The 19538-nt window shown below is 48.6% G+C and carries 17 protein-coding genes; 5 read left to right on the top strand and 12 right to left on the bottom strand.

Going from position 1 to position 19538, the window contains the following annotated elements; genetic code table 11:
* Positions 1-24: 24 nt before the first annotated feature.
* Positions 25-390 carry a dihydroneopterin triphosphate 2'-epimerase gene (gene folX, locus BZG75_RS10640; RefSeq protein ID WP_077486620.1) on the bottom strand — a complete coding sequence of 122 codons (366 nt, stop codon included), beginning with the start codon at positions 388-390 and terminating at the stop codon, positions 25-27.
* Between the two features lie 22 nt (positions 391-412).
* On the bottom strand, positions 413-1111 hold the full coding sequence (folM, locus tag BZG75_RS10635) for a dihydromonapterin reductase (RefSeq protein WP_077461381.1): 699 nt from the start codon (positions 1109-1111) through the stop codon (positions 413-415).
* A gap of 196 nt (positions 1112-1307) precedes the next feature.
* On the opposite strand from folM, the gene BZG75_RS10630 reads away from it, so the two are divergent.
* Entirely contained in the window at positions 1308-1904 is a 597-nt protein-coding gene (locus BZG75_RS10630) for a DNA-3-methyladenine glycosylase I (RefSeq protein ID WP_077576930.1), read from the top strand.
* Here BZG75_RS10630 and BZG75_RS10625 read toward each other — a convergent pair.
* The 3 genes from BZG75_RS10625 to BZG75_RS10615 form a co-directional block, all read right to left on the bottom strand.
* Complete coding sequence (locus BZG75_RS10625; RefSeq protein ID WP_077576929.1) at positions 1895-2377, bottom strand: C40 family peptidase; 483 nt, start codon at positions 2375-2377, stop codon at positions 1895-1897. The genes BZG75_RS10630 and BZG75_RS10625 overlap by 10 nt on opposite strands.
* A complete protein-coding gene (locus tag BZG75_RS10620; RefSeq protein WP_077576928.1) occupies positions 2374-3603 on the bottom strand; it encodes a GGDEF domain-containing protein in 1230 nt (409 codons plus the stop codon). Before BZG75_RS10620 ends, BZG75_RS10625 begins: the two co-directional genes overlap by 4 nt.
* Before the next feature lie 184 nt (positions 3604-3787).
* Positions 3788-5767 carry an exoribonuclease II gene (locus tag BZG75_RS10615; RefSeq protein WP_077576927.1) on the bottom strand — a complete coding sequence of 660 codons (1980 nt, stop codon included), beginning with the start codon at positions 5765-5767 and terminating at the stop codon, positions 3788-3790.
* Between the two features lie 360 nt (positions 5768-6127).
* On the opposite strand from BZG75_RS10615, the gene BZG75_RS10610 reads away from it, so the two are divergent.
* Both BZG75_RS10610 and BZG75_RS10605 read left to right on the top strand, forming a co-directional pair.
* On the top strand, positions 6128-7939 hold the full coding sequence (locus BZG75_RS10610) for a DEAD/DEAH box helicase (protein WP_077461373.1): 1812 nt from the start codon (positions 6128-6130) through the stop codon (positions 7937-7939).
* Between the two features lie 231 nt (positions 7940-8170).
* Positions 8171-9631 (top strand): TrkH family potassium uptake protein, encoded by a 1461-nt coding sequence (locus BZG75_RS10605; protein ID WP_077576926.1) that lies wholly within the window; start codon positions 8171-8173, stop codon positions 9629-9631.
* A gap of 9 nt (positions 9632-9640) precedes the next feature.
* Here BZG75_RS10605 and BZG75_RS10600 read toward each other — a convergent pair whose 3' ends face one another.
* The 3 genes from BZG75_RS10600 to BZG75_RS10590 all read right to left on the bottom strand — a co-directional run bounded on the left by BZG75_RS10600 (position 9641) and on the right by BZG75_RS10590 (position 14025).
* Positions 9641-11308, bottom strand: a complete 1668-nt coding sequence (locus BZG75_RS10600) for a pyridoxal phosphate-dependent decarboxylase family protein (RefSeq protein ID WP_077576925.1) — start codon at positions 11306-11308, stop codon at positions 9641-9643.
* Positions 11309-11404: 96 nt separating this feature from the next.
* Positions 11405-13315, bottom strand: a complete 1911-nt coding sequence (locus BZG75_RS10595; protein ID WP_077576924.1) for a methyl-accepting chemotaxis protein — start codon at positions 13313-13315, stop codon at positions 11405-11407.
* Positions 13316-13782: 467 nt separating this feature from the next.
* Positions 13783-14025: a DUF3283 family protein gene (locus BZG75_RS10590; RefSeq protein ID WP_021022993.1), complete on the bottom strand. Its 243-nt coding sequence runs from the start codon at positions 14023-14025 to the stop codon at positions 13783-13785.
* 151 nt (positions 14026-14176) lie between these two features.
* On the opposite strand from BZG75_RS10590, the gene BZG75_RS10585 reads away from it, so the two are divergent.
* Positions 14177-14554, top strand: coding sequence for a hypothetical protein (locus tag BZG75_RS10585; protein WP_021022994.1), 378 nt, complete (start codon positions 14177-14179; stop codon positions 14552-14554).
* Here the strand turns inward: BZG75_RS10585 and BZG75_RS10580 are convergent.
* From BZG75_RS10580 to pdsR, 4 genes are all read right to left on the bottom strand, one after another.
* On the bottom strand, positions 14522-14728 hold the full coding sequence (locus tag BZG75_RS10580; RefSeq protein WP_021023966.1) for a DUF1289 domain-containing protein: 207 nt from the start codon (positions 14726-14728) through the stop codon (positions 14522-14524). The two genes, BZG75_RS10585 and BZG75_RS10580, sit on opposite strands and share 33 nt — an antisense overlap.
* Before the next feature lie 95 nt (positions 14729-14823).
* Entirely contained in the window at positions 14824-15492 is a 669-nt protein-coding gene (locus BZG75_RS10575) for a glutathione S-transferase family protein (protein ID WP_077576923.1), read from the bottom strand.
* A 113-nt stretch (positions 15493-15605) separates the two neighbouring features.
* Positions 15606-17828, bottom strand: coding sequence for a proteobacterial dedicated sortase system histidine kinase (gene pdsS, locus BZG75_RS10570; protein WP_077576922.1), 2223 nt, complete (start codon positions 17826-17828; stop codon positions 15606-15608).
* Positions 17828-18526, bottom strand: a complete 699-nt coding sequence (pdsR, locus tag BZG75_RS10565; protein WP_077461367.1) for a proteobacterial dedicated sortase system response regulator — start codon at positions 18524-18526, stop codon at positions 17828-17830. Before pdsR ends, pdsS begins: the two co-directional genes overlap by 1 nt.
* A gap of 211 nt (positions 18527-18737) precedes the next feature.
* On the opposite strand from pdsR, the gene pdsO reads away from it, so the two are divergent.
* A complete protein-coding gene (gene pdsO / locus BZG75_RS10560) occupies positions 18738-19457 on the top strand; it encodes a sortase-associated OmpA-like protein PdsO (RefSeq protein WP_158009981.1) in 720 nt (239 codons plus the stop codon).
* Positions 19458-19538 lie beyond the last annotated feature (81 nt).

Here is a 19538-nt window from a genome sequence, read left to right as displayed (position 1 = left end):
AATTCTAACGAACTCTGTGCGGTGTTACGACTCGTTAGCGGTCCAGCTTAGGCTTAATGAGACAGAGTCGGCAAATCTGAGTGCATGCGGCTTATCAATGGTCACTTGTGCGTAGCGCACCCAGTGATGATCACGTGTAATCTCTAAAACACCCGCAACCAGCTTTTCGAGTAAGAGAAAACGTCCGTTCTCAACATAGTCAATAATCGCTTTGGTTATATCTTTGTAATTGAGTGCATCATCAACGTTGTCTTCTTCACACGCCTTGTGGCCTGGATAATGAATCTCGACATTGATGACTACGTCTTGTTTTTTCTCCTGCTCGTCAGGATTAAACCCAATGTAAGTACGTAGGCGCAGGTTGGTTATTTTAATCACAGCGTCGTTCATAGTCGTTTCCTGGTCACGAAAGTTAGATAAGATGGCGGCCGCCATCAAGTTTGATGGATTGGCCAGTCATATGTTGACTCGCAAGGATAAATTCGCATGCATTCACCACTTCTTGCTCACCGGGGACCGATCTTAATAGTGACTTACGGCGTGCTTTTTCTCGATAGGCTTCATCATCGCCATCATTAAACATGATTAATGCTGGTGAAATACTGTTCACTTTGATTGATGGTGCCATTTTCTGTGCAAACGAGAGGGTAAGATTTTCGAGCGCAGCTTTGCTGGTAGCATAAGCGGTGTGTTTGGCACTGCCTTTTTGCGCGACATAATCGGTGAGATGGATAATATCACCCTGTTGCATCCAGCGAGGCGCGGCCATATTGATGAGATAAGGTGTTTTTGCATGGATTTGCATCATGTTATCAAACAGCGATGCAATATCTTGGCTGTGTTTCTCACTGTCCCAAGATGACGCATTGTGGATCAATGTATCGAAAGTGGGATTTAAAGCATCAATGTGGTCAATGAAGGAATAAACGCCCTCATCCGTTGAGAAGTCTGCGTGCAAACAACGCGCGCCCCGCGCCCTTAAATCGGCCACTTGAGGGCGCTCGGAACGATAAGATAACGTTACCTGGTGACCCTGATTGAGAAAGTGGCAGGCGAGTGCGTAGCCAATGCGCTGTCCGGCGCCAGTAATCAATATATGCTTTTTTGTCACGCGTGTCCCTTTGCATTTATGTATGAATGGCATCAATAACAAGGATTAACGGTTCTATTACGTTTCATGCACTTATCGCGATCAAAGATAGCGTTATATTGCACATAACGATAGCATTTACCCAGTTAACTCGCTGATTTCGTGCCATAAGCAACAAAATTGACACCCGATGTCGTGTTTGAAGAAGGGAAAAAAGATGAAAATTTGCCAATGGGCGCAGTACAGTGAATCTGAACGTGTGTATCACGATACCGAGTGGGGCGTACCGACATTTGATGATCAAGCGATCTTTGAGTTCATTTGTTTAGAGGGCGCGCAAGCAGGATTAAATTGGCGGCTAATACTGGAAAAACGGCAGGCTTATCGTGACGCTTTCTCTCACTTCGATTTTTATCAGCTTGCCGCGGTGGCTGAACCAAATATTGCTGAGATCATGGCCAACCATGAGATTGTCCGTAATCGACTGAAGGTGGCCTCTGTGTTTACCAATGCCAAGGCTGCAGTAACGCTGGTGGAACAGTACGGATCATTGGCTAAGGCACTTTGGCAGTTCACTGACGGTGTACCGATTGTGAACCAGCATCAATCAGATGCCGATGTGGCTACCGCGACGGACGAGTCCCGTGCCATGAGTCGTTTTTTGAAAAAGCGTGGATTTAAGTTTGTGGGAGAAACCATTTGTTATTCGTTGATGCAAGCGCTAGGCATGGTCAATGATCATGTCGTCACGTGTCCGCGGTATCAACCCTGTTGCGAACTGGCCGATTCGGTAAAAGCGCACACTCAGAAGTAACGGCGGAATTGCCAGAATCGCGCTTGCCAGTAAGGATTATCAATTCGTGACACTGTCACACCCTTGGAAGCTGACGCATGCATAAATCGCTGCTCACCAAGGTAAACACCAACATGACGCAAGCCTGGGCGGATATGAAAGAACACCAGGTCGCCTTGTCGTGCGGATTGATAGTCAATGGCATAGCCGGTTTTTGCTTGGCCATGGGTGGTGCGCGGTAGTGGCGTGGCGAGCGCTTCTTGATAGACGCGTTGCGTATACGCTGAGCAATCGATGCCTTGGCGTGAGGTGCCTCCCCACCGATAAGGGGTGCCTTGCCACTGATTAAACACTTGGTTCAGCGTATGGGTTAAGGCTTGATCGCTGACGTTGTCGGTTGACGACGGCAAAGGCGAGACCGCAGGCGAATCATGCTGGGTTGCGCAGCCGGTAAACAATACACTGACAACGCTGATCAATAAAAGTGGTTTCACGCACTGCCCTTAATACAATTCCGCCCTGCCTCTTTGGCTTTATATAACGCCTTATCCGCTAATTGTAAAACGTCTTCGGGCGTATCTGCCTGCGAGGCATCGGCATATCCGATACTCACGGTAATGTTAACGGGCTTTTTATCGCTCGCTCGCCCGCGTTTTTGTCGGCCTTGTTTGTCATCATGAGGGCGAGATTGATCGCGTAGCACTAACGGATAGTGAGCAATATCTTCGCGTAATGCGTCGAGAAAAGGTAAACAGTGCTCAGTGGTTTTGCCTTTGAACAATAAGGTGAATTCTTCGCCGCCATAACGAAAAGCACTGGCGCCTCCCTCACAGCACGCCATTTGCTTAGCCACAAGCTTAAGTACATCGTCACCGATTTCGTGGCCATAGGTGTCGTTAAATTGCTTGAAGTGGTCAACATCGAGCATGGCTAAAGTGTAGCGACGACCAAGGTGTTTTAGTTCATCTTCGAGTGCGCGTCGTCCCGCAATTTCGGTGAGCCCGTCGACGAACGCTAATTGATGGCTGAATGATACTTGGTTGGCAACCAACAGCAGGCCTGCGAGCGAAAATACGAGTGACGATATAAACGGCACATAAAAAAACACCAAGGTAATCGTGCTGCATAATACGCTAATGAAAGCCGCATGATCTTCAATGCTATTTTTGCGCAAAAGGCGAAGAGTACTGATACAAATTAAAATAGAGAGCAGCACAATCAGCAGCACGGGCATGGGGCTAACCGACGCCGCCCTGACTAAAATAGGATGCTGCTGAAAATAGGAAGATAACTCGCCGAATTGCTGCACCAGTAGCGCACACCACCCGATTTCCATACCTATAGCGAGAAAAAAGAACACCCCAAACCGAGAGGTGAGCTTTTGGTCGCGTACGATGATCATATAGAGCAAATTAATGGGCAGCGCGACTGCTAAAAGCAAGTACTCAAGATAAGTCGTCCCTTGCTCAAGCGGGGATTGAAGTCGCGTTAGGATAATCGTGTATCCCACTAATAAGATAATGACCATCATGCCCACGCGTGCGCTTTTGAACAGATGGCTTAAAAGCAGCGCAGTGAGCAAAAGAAAATAGGGGGCAGCATAGATGAGGTTGTAATAGGGGGCGAGTGAGGTGACCAAAGGGTGATAACCTGCCGCGAGGAGTAACAATAAAGCAATCGGGGTCCCCATTCGGACCGCAGATGAACGTAAAAGCCCCATGAAACCTCTTCAACGGGTTGAGGTAACACCATTAGCTATCACTTTTTAACGACTCGCTAGGCACGTAGGCTGTGATAATTGCAATGGTTTAATGATAAACGTTATTTAATGATTAGATTATCATTCTCCAGGAAAAAAGAAAGCCAAGCAATGGCTTGGCTTTCTATCAAGTTACCAACAGTAATTAGCTTTCAGTCGTGTCCGAGAGCGTGAATACCTGTGTTGGTTTGGCAACAATCGAACGGGTGGTCTCTTTGATATCAGCAATAACCACTTCTAGGCTATCGCCAAGCTTGAACTCAACGTTACCGTCGATAGTCACTGTACCTGTCTCTTTATCACAGGCAATCCGGGTTTTGTTGTCCAAGATCAGTGAGCCAGGGATAAACGCCGGTGCACCATTTTCGAGTAGGCGGACACGCATACCTGCGCGGTTAATATCAAAGATCTCTGCGGTATACCGAGTCTGTGCTTCAACTTCTGGTTTGAGCAAACGGGTATAAAGCCAATCAGCCACGTCACGCTCGGCCATACGGTGATGTTTACGGTGGCCGGCAAGCTCTTCACCCACGGTATCGGCCGGGGCATTGGCTTCGGTTTCGCCGCGAATAATTGCTTTAAGCAAGCGGTGGTTGATCATATCACCGTATTTACGGATAGGTGATGTCCACGTGGCATAGACATCTAAGCCCATTGCGTAGTGTGGCGCTGGCTCATGACCAATCTCACTGTATGCTTGGAAGCGGCGCAAGCGGTTATCAAGATAGGTGGTGTCTAGGCTGTTTAACCAGCGACGGAGTGCACTGAAGCCTTCGACGGTTGCTAGGCTTTCGCTGTCCGCCTCGCCGTCGTGCGCTTTTACCAGCTCGACCACATCGTCGAGCTTTTCACTGTTAAAGCCAGCATGGGTATTAAAAATACCGAACCCAAACGATTCGCTTAGCTTACGACCCGCGCAAATGTTAGCGCTGATCATCGACTCTTCCACAATGCGATTAGCAATACGACGCTGATCCGTGTGAATAGCAATCACATCGTTATCTTCACTGAGTTCAAAACGATAATCAGGGCGATCTGGGAAGGTCACTGCATGAGTTTCACGCCATTGAATGCGTGCTAACGCAAATTGGTGAAGCTGATGAATCTGGTCAGCGATCGCCGGTGTTTGCGGTTGCCACTGAGCTTGCTCGCCTTGCTCGATGTAATCCGACACCTTGTCGTAGGCTAGCTGGCCATGTGATTGGATCCATGCGGAGAAAAACTCTGCGTCATCGGCAATGGTGCCATCCGCGGCAATATTGAAGGTACAACAAAGTGCAGGGCGCTGTTCGTTTTCACGGAGGGAGCACAAATCATCACTGAGATCACGCGGTAGCATCGGGATATTGCGCCCAGGTAGATAAATGGTGAATCCGCGATTACGTGCAACCTGGTCGAGTTCATCATCCGCATCAATATAGGCGGTAGGATCGGCAATTGCCACTGTCATGCTAAAGCCACCTTGTGGGTTGGCTTCCACATACAGAGCATCGTCCATATCTTTGGTCGATTCACCATCAATGGTCACAAAGGGAAGATCGGTGAGGTCACGACGCGTAAGCCCCTGCTCTAACATTGGCCATGCGTCTTTAGGCGCAGGCTCTTGGTTAGGTAGGTTGTGCTTGGCTAAGGTGACCCACCAAGGGGCAATTTTGTCTTCTGCGTCGGTGATCTTTTCACTGATTTCGCACAAAAAGTGGTCATCTCCTTTAAGAGGATGACGCGTCAGCGATGCAACGACCCAATCACCTTCTTTTAAGCCGTCTTGTGACAGGCCGCGCTTTGTTTTCGCGCGTAAGGCGTCTTTCATTTGTGGATTATCAGGCACGACATTCAGACGGTTACGAACCCACTGTACGCGACCGATAAAGCGATCCAAACTTGGTTCAACCAGTGTTTCTGGCTCAGCCACTTCCCGATCTTTTTCAGTACGAACAATGGCTTCTACGCGGTCGCCATGTAGTACCTTTTTCATATACGGTGGTGGGATAAAAAAGCTGGTTTTGTCGTCAACTTCGAGAAAGCCGAAGCCTTTCTCGGTGGCTTTTACCTGTCCTTCTTTTTTGGGCAGGGTTTCTTGGATCTGTTGCTTTAACTGCGCGAGCAGGGGATTGTCTTGAAACATAACTTGGGTCTCGATTAACGGATCGCCACACTATACGTATTCACTGTTTCAAAACCAACCCGTGGCAATAAAATCCTGTGAACCACACCAGGCTCCTCGTGCTCTGTTTTGTTTGTATTTTTTTTGTCCACTATTTGTTGGCTTCATCGACAAGCTGCGAGATATATGTCCATGAGGTCTGTTTTTTGTGAACTTGTTCAACTTTTTCTGGCTTTTTTGGTGTAAATAGCGCAGTATATTCACCCTTAATGACTGAGGCCCGTAGCGCTGGTGACTAACACTGTATAAAAGACAGTGTTTCATGGTTGAGCAGAACGCTGAAGGGGCCCCGTTTCGCTACACTCATAGATTGGGATCCCAATGCAAGAATCTGTAACCAAATTTCGCCAGTTAGATCTGGCCGACACCCTTTTGTCTGCGCTTGACTCAATGGGCTTTGAAACACCAACACCTATCCAAGCCGCCTCCATTCCTGCACTCCTCGAAGGTCGTGACGCACTCGGTAAAGCGCAAACCGGTACCGGTAAAACCGCTGCTTTTTCACTACCGTTGTTGAACAAAGTTGACCTAAACCAACACAAACCACAAGCGATTGTGATGGCACCAACGCGAGAGTTGGCGATTCAGGTTGCTGCAGAGATGAAAACGCTGGCACAAAACATCAAAGGCCTCAAAATTCTTGAGATCTATGGTGGTGCGTCGATTGTTGATCAAATGAAAGCGCTAAAAAGTGGCGCGCACATCGTGGTGGGAACACCGGGTCGTGTAAAAGATTTGATTAACCGTGACCGTCTTAAGCTTGACGAAGTTCATACCTTTATTCTTGATGAAGCCGACGAAATGCTCAAAATGGGCTTTGTCGACGACGTCACTTGGATCATGGAGCAGGCACCAGAAAGCGCACAGCGTGTTCTTTTCTCTGCGACCATGCCGCCAATCGTAAAACAAATTGTTGATCGCTTTTTGCGTGATCCCGCTCGTGTTGACGTAGCCGGTAGCAACCGCACTGTTGAAAAAGTAGAGCAACAATTCTGGGTGGTTAAAGGTGTCGAAAAAGACGAAGCGATGAGCCGTCTACTCGAAACCCAAGACACGGATGCATCGATCGTCTTTGTGCGTACTCGCCAAGACACTGAGCGCCTGGCCGACTGGCTATCAGCTCGCGGCTTTAAAGCGGCAGCTTTGCATGGTGATATTCCGCAATCATTGCGCGAACGCACGGTCGATCATTTGAAACGTGGTGTGATTGATATTTTAGTGGCAACCGACGTGGTTGCGCGTGGTCTTGATGTAGCCCGCATCACCCACGTATTTAACTATGATATCCCGTTTGATGCTGAATCGTATATTCACCGTATTGGTCGTACTGGCCGTGCCGGTCGTGCGGGTAAAGCAATTTTGTTGGTCCGCACCAACCAAATGCGGATGCTGCGTACCGTCGAGCGTGTTACTCAGACTAAAATGGAAGAAATCCAACTGCCGAATCGCGATAAGGTCGCTGAGGCACGTGTCGCTCAACTGGCCAGTGAACTGGCTGAGAAGAAAGATGGCGATGCGATGGGTCCATTCGTTGAACTGATTGAGCAACTACAAAACGATATTGACGTTGATGCAACCACACTGGCTGCTATGTTACTCCAGCGCCAGCAAGGTAAACGTCCTTTGTTCTATAAAGGCCCAGACCCAATGATCGCGGCAATGGATCGTGAAAAGCAGCGTCGTGAACGTCGCCGTGATGAACGTCCAAGTGGTACTGATCGCCGTGATACCAACCCAGCTGACTGGGATACGTATCAGTTAGATGTTGGCCGAGAGCAAGGCGTACAAGTAAAAGACATCGTAGGTGCGATTGCTAACGAACTTGGCTTGAACAAGCAGAATATTGGTGCAATCAAACTCGCACCTGCTCATACGTTTGTGCAGCTGCCAAAAACCATGCCGAAAGAAGTCTTTGCGCAATTGCAAAAACTGCGTATTCGCCAAAAAGAGACCAATGCACAACGTGTTGAAGGTCAGATCATGCGTGAACGTCGTGGTGGTGACCGTAACGGCGGTGGCCGAGGCCGTAGTGACCGTGATAGCCGCGGTGGCCGTGGTGAACGTCGCTTTAACCGCGATCGTGGTAATGAGCGTCGCGCGCCTGCACGCGGTGAGCGTCGTCAAGCACAATAAATAGTTTAAAGCCGAGCAGTGATGCTCGGCTTTTTTGTTTGTGTCTGCGATGTAATGCCTTGTTCGCAGGGTATTAACGACGTGGATATAGGGCTTTTCATTGATATTGCTATGATGAAACAAGGCCGATAGAGTTAGACGGCGAGGTGGACTCGCCATGCCACTGTTGTTACGCGTGGTAGGTAATGGAGCCTACACACCACGGCGTGTTAATGATGAGTTGCCCCTGTCATGATTAACTTTCAAAATACACTGCGTCTTCTTGGCATGCCTGTTTTATGGATGGGCATCGTGCAATTTGTTTTCGGGCTTTTGTCGTTGTTTATTTTTCGCGACGGTGTCTCGACACTCTTTTTCTATCCCTCCTTACTCATGATGCTGGCATCATTAGTGATTTCTTGGTTATTTCGTAAAAGTAAGCTCAATCAGGTCACCTTTCGCGATGCCTTGTTGTTTTCAACGCTGACCTGGGTGTTGGTGGGGCTACTTGGCGGAATACCAATAAAGCTAGTGACAGGCGTTAACTTTGCCGATGCAACGTTTGAATCTATTAGCGCACTGAGCACCGCCGGAGCAACTATTCTCAGTGGTCTCGATGACATGCCAGCGGCATTTCTGCTGTATCGCCAATTTCTCCAGTGGATGGGAGGTTTAGGCGTTGTTATCTTTGTGGTTGCGGTGTTACCCATGCTCAACGTGGGGGGCATGCGGTTGCTTAAAGCAGAAACGCCAGGCCCGATCAAAGATGAAAAGCTATCGCCACGTATCGCTAAGACCGCGCACTATTTGTGGGGGGTTTATCTGGTGATTACCTTGGCCTGCGCACTGGCGTATTACCTTGCGGGAATGAGCGCATATGATGCGGTTGCACATAGCTTTTCTACGGTATCAACGGGTGGATTTTCAACCCATGACGCGAGTATGTGGTATTTTCAAAGTCATACGCTGCTTATGATTGCGAATGTCTTTATGCTATTGGGCGCGATTAACTTCGCGCTACATTTTCGTATTTTTCGCATCGGTTGGCGTGGTTTGAAGCTCTACATCGACGATGAGGAATCACGTGTATTTCTCATTGTCGTGACGTGCATGTCGGCAATACTTGGCTTGTATCTTTATAGTGAAGCACGCTACGACTCGCTGTGGGCCTCTCTTAGTTTTGCTGCATTTCACGTGGTGTCGTTTATTACCAGTACCGGCTTCGGTGCTGCTGACTTAAGTACTTGGCCGGCGGCCACGGCGTTGTTTTTGGTGTTTTGTGCCTATCTCGGTGGCTGTTCTGGCTCAACCGCGGGCGGGAATAAAATTATTCGTGACATCATTACGTTTAAAATTATTCGTCGCCAACTTCATCAATTGGTTCATCCGTCGGCAGTATTACCGATTCGGTATCAAGATAAAGTGGTGTCGAACGATGTGACCCAAGCGGTCATGGCGTTTATGTCACTTGCCTCGCTGACGACCGGTGTCTTCACACTATTAATGATGACAACCGGTCTCGATTTTTGGTCCTCTTTTACCGCTGTTGTGGCATGTATTAATGTCCTTGGCCCTGGGTTTGGCGAAGTGGGTAGCAACTTCCAGCCGGTTACAGACACCGGGATTTGGATACTCAATGTTGCCATGATCCTTGGGCGTTTGGAGTATTTCACCGTCCTTGCACTGTTTATGCCTCACTTTTGGCGTTGGTGAACCTGGCGTTTAAACAAGCTGTGTCGAGGATTCGGGTTGCAATGAAGCAACAAATTGCTCGATATGGTGATAGCGCGTATAGGGGTTTAAAAATACAGCTTTTTCTCCAGGAATAAACAAACACTGCCCGTGATGATCAAACTCTGTATGGGCAATGGATTCTACCCAATTTGTTTGTAGCTGTTTGCCTTTGCGGTTGAGGAAGTGTTGACGATGAAACAAGCTATGTTGAGTGATGCTACCCACTTTATCACCAACGTGGTGAAGTGACTGCTCTTGTTGAAAAACGGCATCGACGTTTAGGGTTGCTGAAGGTTGATATAGACGAAAGGCGACTGTTGGCCCGAGATTATCTTTCGCAACAACTTTGCAGTGAGGAAGTGACGATAAGTGTGCTTTCAGGTATTCGGCATTTTGTAAGCCGTGTCCTACCATTGTTTGATAGCCGCGCTTGCCAAGCATATTCAACGCGCAATAACTCCCATAGACACCCGCGGCACCACGAGAACATTCTATGGTCGACTGCAAATGCGTTTGCGCTGTTTTGTTTGACTCGAAATAAGAGAAGTAGTGCGGATCTTGTTTTAGGTACTCCATATCGGCTTGGTGCTTAAACATCACCAAGCTTGCGGTATAGGGGACATATCCCCACTTTTGAAAGTCGATGGTCACAGAATCCGCAAAACGGAGTCCACGAATTTTTGGCGCTAATGCGTGAAGCTTCTCTAATAGATTGTTGTTCAAACCAATAGGGTTGTTGTCGAACGCGTAGTCATTAAACATGATCAGTGGCCAGCCGACGGCGGCATCAACATGAATATGTGGTTTCACCGTGACATTAAAGCGTTGGCAAGCTTGCTCATTAATGCGACAGACACGCTCAACATCGTCAATCGCAAATGTATCTGTCGTACCAAAGGTGAGTAAGACAGTAGGGACGGGAATGCCCTCGGCAAAACAGTGATTGAGGGTGCGAGAAAAGTCATCCAGATCGAGCCGATTATTGCTATCGACTTCGATTCGGAGCGCTTGTCTGGGGATATCGGTGCCTAATAGGCCTAAGTTCGTCATATTGGAGTAGTGACCCGCAAGTGAGTTAATCATGCGGAAGTCTTGCCCTTGCAACCCGCGTTGCCCGGAATAGGGGAACTGTTTTCTCAATCCCATTAAATATCCATACAAATTACCAAAGGTACCACCTTGCGTGAATATACCGGTAGATAGATCAGGTTCGTAGCCAATGAGATTGGCCATTTGCCGGACTAACGTCTTTTCTAATTCGACCGATAAACCCGCATATTCACTGTAGACTAGGTTAGGATTGGCCATTGTGGCCAGTAATGCACCGTGTATAGCAGGATCGCACGGTGCGGTAATCACATTTTCGACCGATCGAGGTGACGTCCAGTCTTTCGAATGGGTTGCCGCTTGTAATGCAAGCTTGGGAAAGGTGGTGGCGCCTAAGTCACTTTGTGTGGGGATCTCGTTTTGTTGCTTCAGTAACACATCACTGCTTTCAAACGCAGGCTGCATGCCATTCGCAAGCCAGTGCGCTAATTCTGGTGTGTGATAAATAGGCCAACGCTTAGGATCACGATTAAAAAAATGTTGGCGGATTGTTTGATACTGACTTAAAAAAACGGGCGTTAACGCGTGGGATATCAGTGAATGGGACATAACAACAACCTTTAACGATGATGATCAGGCAGCGGTAGTGCCGCCTGATCACGATGCTTAAAGCAATAGAGAGTGATGGCCTTTGGCCAGTGACACTCAGCGCAATTTAAAGTTATTAACCATCCGATCCAACTCTTCGTTAGAGTGGGTGAGTGACTTGGTGGCGGCAGAGGTTTGATTCCCGCTATCCACGAGTTTGCTCACCATATCGCGTATCGACAACATGTTCTTACTGAGCTCTTCAGCAACTGAACTTTGCTGCTCGGTAGCCGTTGCAATCTGTGTACTCACATCGTCAATTTCAGTGACCGACGCGCTCATAATCGTCAAGCTATTTGAGACTTCCGAGGTTTTATCAGCCGTGGTTTGACATTGCTCTTTGGTTTTTTCCATCGCTTCAACCACGCTGGACGTGCCATCGAGTAATGCAGTGAGCATGTCAGAGATTTCAGTTGTGCTGCTTTGTGTACGCGCCGCTAACGCGCGGACTTCATCAGCGACAACCGCAAAACCACGGCCCTGTTCACCAGCACGTGCCGCCTCAATCGCCGCGTTTAACGCAAGGAGGTTGGTCTGCTCTGAAATATCGCCAATCACGGTTAAGACGTCACTGATCCGGTTTGCATCTGTATTCATGCTGGTAATACGGCCCGACATTTCTTCCACTTCATCAACCAGCGCACTGACCGTGACGACAGCGTTATCAACTACTTTTAGTGACTGATTGGCCTCTTTGCTGGCCGCTGCAGTAATGTTGTTAGATTGAGATACGTTCTCAGCAATACTCCGTGCGCTCTCGCTCATTTGAGTGATTGCGGTGACCACTTGCTCGGTTTCTGCTGAGTGAGCATCTAACACAGCTTCATTTTCACTGGTCGTTTGTGATAACTGGCTGATATTGGCCGAAATCGCCTGGCTGGACTCTGCCACGCTCAACATCATATTTTGTAAGTTTTCGACGAACCGGTTGAAGCCATCACTGATCTGGGCTAGGTCATCATTACCGTTAACGTCGAGGCGTGTTGTTAGGTCGCCCTCGCCGCGAGAGAGATCAAGGACCGCTTCTTTAAGCTTAAGGAGGGGTCGATAAGAGACCTGAATAATGCCATAAATGGCGCCCAGGCTGACGATCAAGAGTAATATCCCTGTGCCTACCGATTCGATTTGAGCATCGGTGACTTCAGCCAGTGCTGTTTTTTGATCGACAAAGACCATCAAGGTCCAGTATCTCCCCTCGGTCAAATTTACCCGTTGAAAGTAGCCATCAAATTGGATGCCGCTATAGGGAAACGTGAGGTGACCTTTTTCATTGCTGCGGAACATACTCTCCATTTCAGAGAAGTTTGCACTGACTTGCGACGGTGTTTTACCAATATCATTCGGATCATCACTGGCAAAAAAGACCGCGTTTTGATCGGTGAGTGTGGCTGCGCCGCCCGCAAAGCGCATTTGGCTTACCTGAGTGATCACATTTTGTAGCGGAATGTCCCCCAGTAAGGCACCAATAAACCGTCCATTCTCAAACACGGGTGCGACGGCACTGATCACTTTCTCACCTGTTACTTTGTCTGTATAAATTTCAGACAAATGAATGTCTTGGCTGGATTTAACTGCACGGTACCAATCACGATCGCGAAAATCGTATTCATTAGTGGTAATCCCGTCGCTTGAGTGATTTGACATATACGAACGGCCACTCTCGTAAGTCATAATCACATTAGCGATACCTGCCGTATCGGCAAGCATCCGTACTTGGGCAACATTCTCTGATTCGGTCAAATTTCTGGCGAAGTGCCCGGCGCCTTTTTCAACCGCGTTGAGTTGGGATTGAACTAATTGCTCTAATTCAAGCACATGGTGATCGACCTTATTTTGCGTTTGTTTCACTAGGGCACTGACCATGTTGTCACGTAATGACATCGCATTCAGCGAACCGAGGACGACCAGAGAGAGGGTCACGAGCAAACCCACTCCCAAAATAATGCGAGATTTGAACCCTAAGGTCATAGCGATTACCCCTTACTGAGCGTGCAGTAAACTGTCTAAAAAGTAAGGGTGAATTCCTTGCAAGGTAGGAACTTATTGCCCGCTTTTTTATGCGGTTATGATAAGACCACCAAGGAGTCACCCAGCCAACACTTTCTTTTACAAGATTGTCATTTTCTTTTAAAAGACTGTCAGTACAAGTTGCTTCATAAACAAAGAAGATTTCTTGATAAGAATAACACTAGAGTGGGTTCTACGATTTTGCCAACTTAAAAAACAAAAAATGTATGACAATCTAGCGTCATTTTAGCTTTGAGTGAGTCATGAAAATCAGACAGAAGAAGATGGTTTAAAACGGTACGTGTGGTAGAGAGGGAGGACAAACGTTATCGTATTTGCAGGCTGAGTGCGGTTCGGCACCAACTCACCGTGTTTGGTGCCTGAGTGTGTAAAACGTTGATCACGGTAAGTGTGAGTGAAGGACGGTTTCAGCGCTCGGTCGTATCGGTCGCCGTTTCAGGGATAATAAAGGCCTCAGGTTGAGCGCGATACTTGTTAACAGATGATAAATAGACATCACGTTGCCAATCCACCAAAACATTGGCTTCTTGTTCGTAAAGGCTTTGTGGCGCTTGGTTATTCACCACTTTCCAGACGGCATACGCAGCTTGTTTATCAAGCTCTATTTTTTGTTTTTCGTCGGCTGGAAGGTTGGCTAAGTTGATATCCATTAGTGCGTTCTCATGGTAATCGGAATGAATCGATCCTAACCGAGCAGGGTGTGCTCGGCAAGATTTACCCGCGATTAACGAGGTACTGACATTATAATCTATGTGTCTGTTACGCTGGTCGCCATGTATTGTATACCGACTGGAAAATAGAATGACGTTTGACGAGCAAGACAGACAAGCTCTGCACCAAACTTGGATGTCTTACAAAGCCAAAGCACGGATCACACAAAGCGAAATGGCAAAAAAGTTGGAAGTGAGCCACCTAACGTTTTCTCGCAGTATCCATGGGGATGGTGTACTAGAGAGCCGGTTTGTATTCGCCTTTTGTCATGTCATGGGCGTTGAGCCAAACAAAATTTTGCCCAGCTTACGTAATCGTGAGCAAGTTAGCCAAGACGTATTAGTCACCAACAAAGTCGTTGTTGATGGTGATATTGAAGCGGTTTACTACGAGGGCCATACGGTGATTATCGAATACCGTAAGCCGCTGGCGCCATCAGATGATACGACGCTTGAACGGGTTTCTTGAGCGACGAGCAGGTTCTGGCCGTTGTGGATCAGGCCTTTGTGAGAGCTGAGCCATAATTGCCGCACGTTCGTCGTCAGTCATTTTGCCCCAGTTGATGATTTCATCGAGTGTGCGCTTACAGCCGACACAGACATCGTCTTCACGACGACAATGACCAATACACGGGGTTAACACAGACGCTCCTTAACCTATCACGGGAAGGTAACGGACAGCCCGGTTGGCTACCCGTTACCTTGTTATGGCTCTTTGTTTTGAGTATATCGCGTTGTTTAACGTGTCACCATGCCTCTGGCTTGCTGAGCACGCTCTTCATCACTGGCTTCGGCGGACGCTGGGGTGACTAACGCGGTTTGGCACGCCGGGCGTTCAGCCAGTTTATCGATCCAGGCTTTTAACGCGTCGAGTCCAGTGACATCAATACCACTCCATGCATGAATTCTTGCCCAAGGCCACGTGGCCATATCAGCGATCGTATAGCTATCACCGGCAAGGTAAGAGTGACGTTGCAACTGATGGTCAACAACCTCAAGCAGGCGGCGCCCCTCTTTTTGATAGCGTTCAATGGCAGCGGGGATGTTTTCTGGGAAATAACGATAGAAGACATTCGCTTGCCCCATCATGGGTCCAACGCCCCCCATTTGAAACATCAACCACTGTATCGCTTGTGACCGCGCCTTAGTATCTTCAGGTAAAAACTGCCCTGTTTTTTCCGCGAGATAAAGCAAAATTGCCCCAGACTCAAAGACTGGAAAATCGCCATGACTTTTATCGACAATCGCAGGAATACGCCCATTGGGATTAATGGCGAGAAAGTCAGGTTGTTTTTGTTCGTTAGCCATTAAATCAATGGGATGGAGCTGATAGGCCAATCCCATTTCTTCCAGTGCAATTGCGACCTTTTGACCGTTCGGGGTCGCAGCAGAATAAAATTCAATCATCGTTGCTCCTTGCTTTATCGGTAGGAGATTTATTCGCCACCAGGCTAATGAATTGGCTCTGATCGCGATAAGGCTGTTCGGTTCAGTATTGGGGCCAATGCGTTTTAGATCAATCAATGGATTGTTATCTGTGTGATTGACCATGTAAGTGACAGTGTCACGCCATCTTGTTGCGGACGGTGAGCCGCGGTGAGTTGAGCTTGATGAAAATCGGCAATAAGACGCGCGATATAGAGCCCTAAACCGAGATGAGGTTTATCGGTGCCGTGATGAGCGGGTCGAACACTCACCATAGAGTGAAAGAGCTGTGTGCGCATATCACTCGGAAGCAGTGGCCCGGTATTAGTGACGGTCATGGTCACCTTGTCAGCATGCACGCTAAGCGCAAGCGTAATGGGCGCCGCACCGTCGTCAAATTCCACCGCGTTGGCGATCAATTTGTCGAGCAACTGCGCCAAATAATCGGGGACACCTTCAAGCGTGATGATCTGTTCAGGGAGCGTCAGCGCGAACGTCTTTTCTGGATACGCCAGTCGATACCCTTGAGTGCATCCATCTAGCAGTGCATTGAGGTTAACAGGCTCTTTATCGGCGTTGTCAAAGCTTTGTTCTAGACGCGTCGCTTCGGTTAGCGTTGATAAAATGCCGGCAAGGCGTTGAACCCCATCTTGAGCGCGATTGATATAAGTAAGCTGGCTGGGATCGGTTTGGGTGTACGCCATATTTTCAAGCGAGGATCGTACGACGGCAATGGGCGTGCGTAACTCATGGGACAGGCGCGAGGCCATTTTTTCTAGATACTGATTATAGCCAGCAATGCGTCCGACCATATCGGCCATGGTGCGTGACAGGCGACCAATTTCATCTTGGCTGTCTGCGGTTGTGATGGCGCCTGTGACGCGTCCTTGGCTGTCAATGGCGTGATCCGCTTCATGTTGTAAGCGACGTAAACGCTTAGCAATGTGCGAGCCAAATAACAACAGCAATAAAACGCCCGTGCAGATCACCGCGAGCATCACCGAGAAAAGCGTTTCGAGAGCGTCATTACGTAAACTGCGAATGCCATTGGTGGTTTCTTCAACGATCACCGCGCCCGCGACGTCATTGTTGAGCCAAATGGGATAGGCGGCGGAGAGAATCATGGCTTGGCCATCATCCGAACTGCGCCACCCTGCATAAGGGCGCCCTTGTAGTGCCTGCTGTGCCTGTACACCTTTGTAAATAGAAGCTTGTTGCATCGCATCGATAAAATGATCAGGTGGTGTCACTAGCAAGCGATCGTACCAAGGGCGGAGCAGTGTATCGGTAAGCCAAGCAATCAATCCGTGGCGCGTTTGTGGCGCTGATGATGACTGCCAGACACCGTTTGAGGTTTGGATATCGCCATCTTTAGCAAGCACTCGGCTATGTGTATCTACGACCCAAACGCGCGACGCGTCATTATTCATGCGTTCAATAAGGGTTTGAATCGCGGCAGAGGGGGTCATAAAACTGCCAAGTGACGTCGGTGTGCGTGTGGAGGCTGTGCCAATAATGGCACGTAATGGGCGCTCGAAACTATCGTCCAGATCGTAGTAGGCCAGCCCGAGTTGTTGACCCACCCAATCTGATGGAAGTTTTATCTCAACTTGATAGCCAGTGTCTGTCGTACGCCATTTGGCGGCAATGGGTAAAGGTTGCGTCGGCCCCTCAGTTTCATGTTGATTGGACTTTACAGGCAATCCACTTGCTAAATGTGTCACATGAGCATCGCGTGAGCGCGGATCTTGGCTGAGGGCCACGCGGTAAAACGCGCCTTGGGGAGAGGTTAGTGCAACAATAAGATGATCCTGACTGGTGAGATCGCTCTGATCTTGCGAAGGGGTGGGGGTCGCATCGACAATATCGAGCGCTAAGTAGACGGCGTGGTCATTGCTTGCTGTCAGTACCGACAGGGATAGCTGCTCGCTGTGATAGGGGCGTTGATTGAAAATTAACCCGTCACGCTGATAGTTGCGCTGATGCTGCTGATAGCGTTGCCACTCGCGTAGATCACCATCCAGAGTAATGGGGTGGGTAAGCCGAAAAGCATGCAAATCTTTACCTGGATCGAGGCGCGTTGGTGAGTGACGATGAGTGAAAAGTGCCGGTCGGTCGTTCATCCCCATTGCAAATGCGCGAGCTGTGCCCATCAGAGTTTGTTCTTGGCCCTGACGTAAGACGCTTTCCATCTCCCAGACATATTGATAACCCAGGTAAGGCAAGAGCAATAAAAAGCTAGAGAGCACGACAATTTTAGTCCGGATCCCGACCAAATAAGGCCATAAACCTTGAGTCAGCCGACGCCATCTTGCCATTATATTGGTGCCTCATCCCAGCGATACCCCATGCCATAGACCGTCCGAATACAGTCAAACTGGTTATCAATGGCCATAAACTTCTTCCGAATCCGCTTAATGTGCGAGGTAATGGTACTGTCATCCACAACAGCATGTGCCTCATCCATTAAAGCTTGTCGGCTCTTCACGTGTCCCGGGCGTTTAACCAGGGCATGGACCATCCAAAATTCAGTCACGGTAAGATCAATCAGTTGGTCATGCCAGTACACACGCATACGATCAAGATCGAGATAGAGCGGCCCAGATTGCAAGCGTTTGTCTTCTGTCGACGGTGCTTGTGCTAAGAGATCGCTACGGCGAAACAAAGCGGCAATACGCGCCATCAAATGCGGGAGCGACACATCTTTGGTTAAATAATCGTCTGCTCCCATCCGCAATCCCACCACGGTATCGATATCACTATCACGCGCGGTCAGAAAAATAATGGGCACGGTCGCTGATAGTGCGCGTAATGCTTGGCATAGCGCAAAGCCGCCATCAATTTCATTGCCTAAACCAATATCAATAATGGCTAAATCAGGTAGCCGCTGCTCAAAAGCGGTTTGGGCGGATGGACGATCGGCGTAGGTATTAACCTGATAGCCTTGGCGACGAATCACATCGGCATAGTTATCGCGAATGGCGGCTTCATCTTCAACAATTGCTATCTGCTTCATGGTACGGGATAGGTCACGAGTGTTGCAGTGACTATACCCAAACTCAGCGCAGAGAAAACCCCTTTTGCCGGATTCCGCGCAATTGCCATATTTTTGCCATTATTGATCGTCACATTGCCATTTTTATAGCCGTAAATTGCCTGATCTACTTGTTTTAATGTCCTCATTGCCAGCACGGCACAACACCCACTCTTTCGAGGACGAGAACACTATGGATATTAAAAAAGCACTCACACATTCTGTATTTGCGGTTTCTATGTTTGTTGTTGCAACACCACAAGGCATGGCCGCCACGCAAGTCGAGCGAGACAAAAAGCCAGAATTGATCGGTATGGGCAGCGGCGCTATTGCTGGTGCAGTGGTCGCAGGACCGGTCGGTGCGGTGGCTGGCGCCATCATAGGCACAGTGATGGGGCAAAATGCGAGTTTTGAAACCCTTGCGACTGAGCAGCAAGATACGATTGAAACCATGAATGCGAAAAATACGCAACTGAGCCTTGTCACGCAAAAATATAATGAGGCGCAGTTAGAGCTTGCCCGCCTGCGTGCAGAGCAACATTCTATTGAGGACATAGACTTGGCGATGAATATTCAGTTTCGAACCAGCTCGGCCGAGATTGAACCTCACTTTATGATTCAGCTGGATGAATTAGCGAATTTTATCCAACAAATGCCCGAGGCACAGTGGCAGTTAGCCGGTTACGCGGATCCGCGTGGACGTCAATCTTACAATCAAGATCTGTCTGAACGCCGTGTACAGGCGGTGAGAGATTACTTGGTGTCAGTCGGGGTTAGCGCGAACCAGTTAGAGACGATTGCCTATGGCGACAGTCAGCCACTGGCCGATCAAGCCAGCAATGAGGGCTTTTTCTTTGACCGTCGTGTCACCCTTTCACGTGTCAAAGGCGGGCAAATGGCACAGGCACAGTAATCGTCGCTTTATCGTTTTGGGGCTGGGCTACCATGCAACGGCCTAGCCCATAGCAAATGTTAGAGACTTATCTTCGGCAAC

Source organism: Salinivibrio sp. AR640, from assembly GCF_001995405.1.
In the GTDB taxonomy this organism is placed as follows: domain Bacteria; phylum Pseudomonadota; class Gammaproteobacteria; order Enterobacterales; family Vibrionaceae; genus Salinivibrio; species Salinivibrio costicola.
This window is presented reverse-complemented; position numbering and strand designations above follow the sequence as displayed.

Bases quoted from the DNA above. Each gene is read 5' to 3' on its own strand.
- pdsS (WP_077576922.1), bottom strand. From the start codon at position 17,828: ATGGCAAGATGGCGTCGGCTGACTCAAGGTTTATGGCCTTATTTGGTC.
- BZG75_RS10585 (WP_021022994.1), top strand. From the start codon at position 14,177: ATGACGTTTGACGAGCAAGACAGACAAGCTCTGCACCAAACTTGGATG.
- pdsO (WP_158009981.1), top strand. From the start codon at position 18,738: ATGGATATTAAAAAAGCACTCACACATTCTGTATTTGCGGTTTCTATG.
- BZG75_RS10610 (WP_077461373.1), top strand. From the start codon at position 6,128: ATGCAAGAATCTGTAACCAAATTTCGCCAGTTAGATCTGGCCGACACC.
- BZG75_RS10600 (WP_077576925.1), bottom strand. From the start codon at position 11,308: ATGTCCCATTCACTGATATCCCACGCGTTAACGCCCGTTTTTTTAAGT.
- BZG75_RS10590 (WP_021022993.1), bottom strand. From the start codon at position 14,025: ATGGATATCAACTTAGCCAACCTTCCAGCCGACGAAAAACAAAAAATA.
- folX (WP_077486620.1), bottom strand. From the start codon at position 390: ATGAACGACGCTGTGATTAAAATAACCAACCTGCGCCTACGTACTTAC.
- BZG75_RS10605 (WP_077576926.1), top strand. From the start codon at position 8,171: ATGATTAACTTTCAAAATACACTGCGTCTTCTTGGCATGCCTGTTTTA.
- BZG75_RS10575 (WP_077576923.1), bottom strand. From the start codon at position 15,492: ATGATTGAATTTTATTCTGCTGCGACCCCGAACGGTCAAAAGGTCGCA.
- pdsR (WP_077461367.1), bottom strand. From the start codon at position 18,526: ATGAAGCAGATAGCAATTGTTGAAGATGAAGCCGCCATTCGCGATAAC.
- BZG75_RS10630 (WP_077576930.1), top strand. From the start codon at position 1,308: ATGAAAATTTGCCAATGGGCGCAGTACAGTGAATCTGAACGTGTGTAT.
- BZG75_RS10620 (WP_077576928.1), bottom strand. From the start codon at position 3,603: ATGGGGCTTTTACGTTCATCTGCGGTCCGAATGGGGACCCCGATTGCT.
- BZG75_RS10595 (WP_077576924.1), bottom strand. From the start codon at position 13,315: ATGACCTTAGGGTTCAAATCTCGCATTATTTTGGGAGTGGGTTTGCTC.
- BZG75_RS10615 (WP_077576927.1), bottom strand. From the start codon at position 5,767: ATGTTTCAAGACAATCCCCTGCTCGCGCAGTTAAAGCAACAGATCCAA.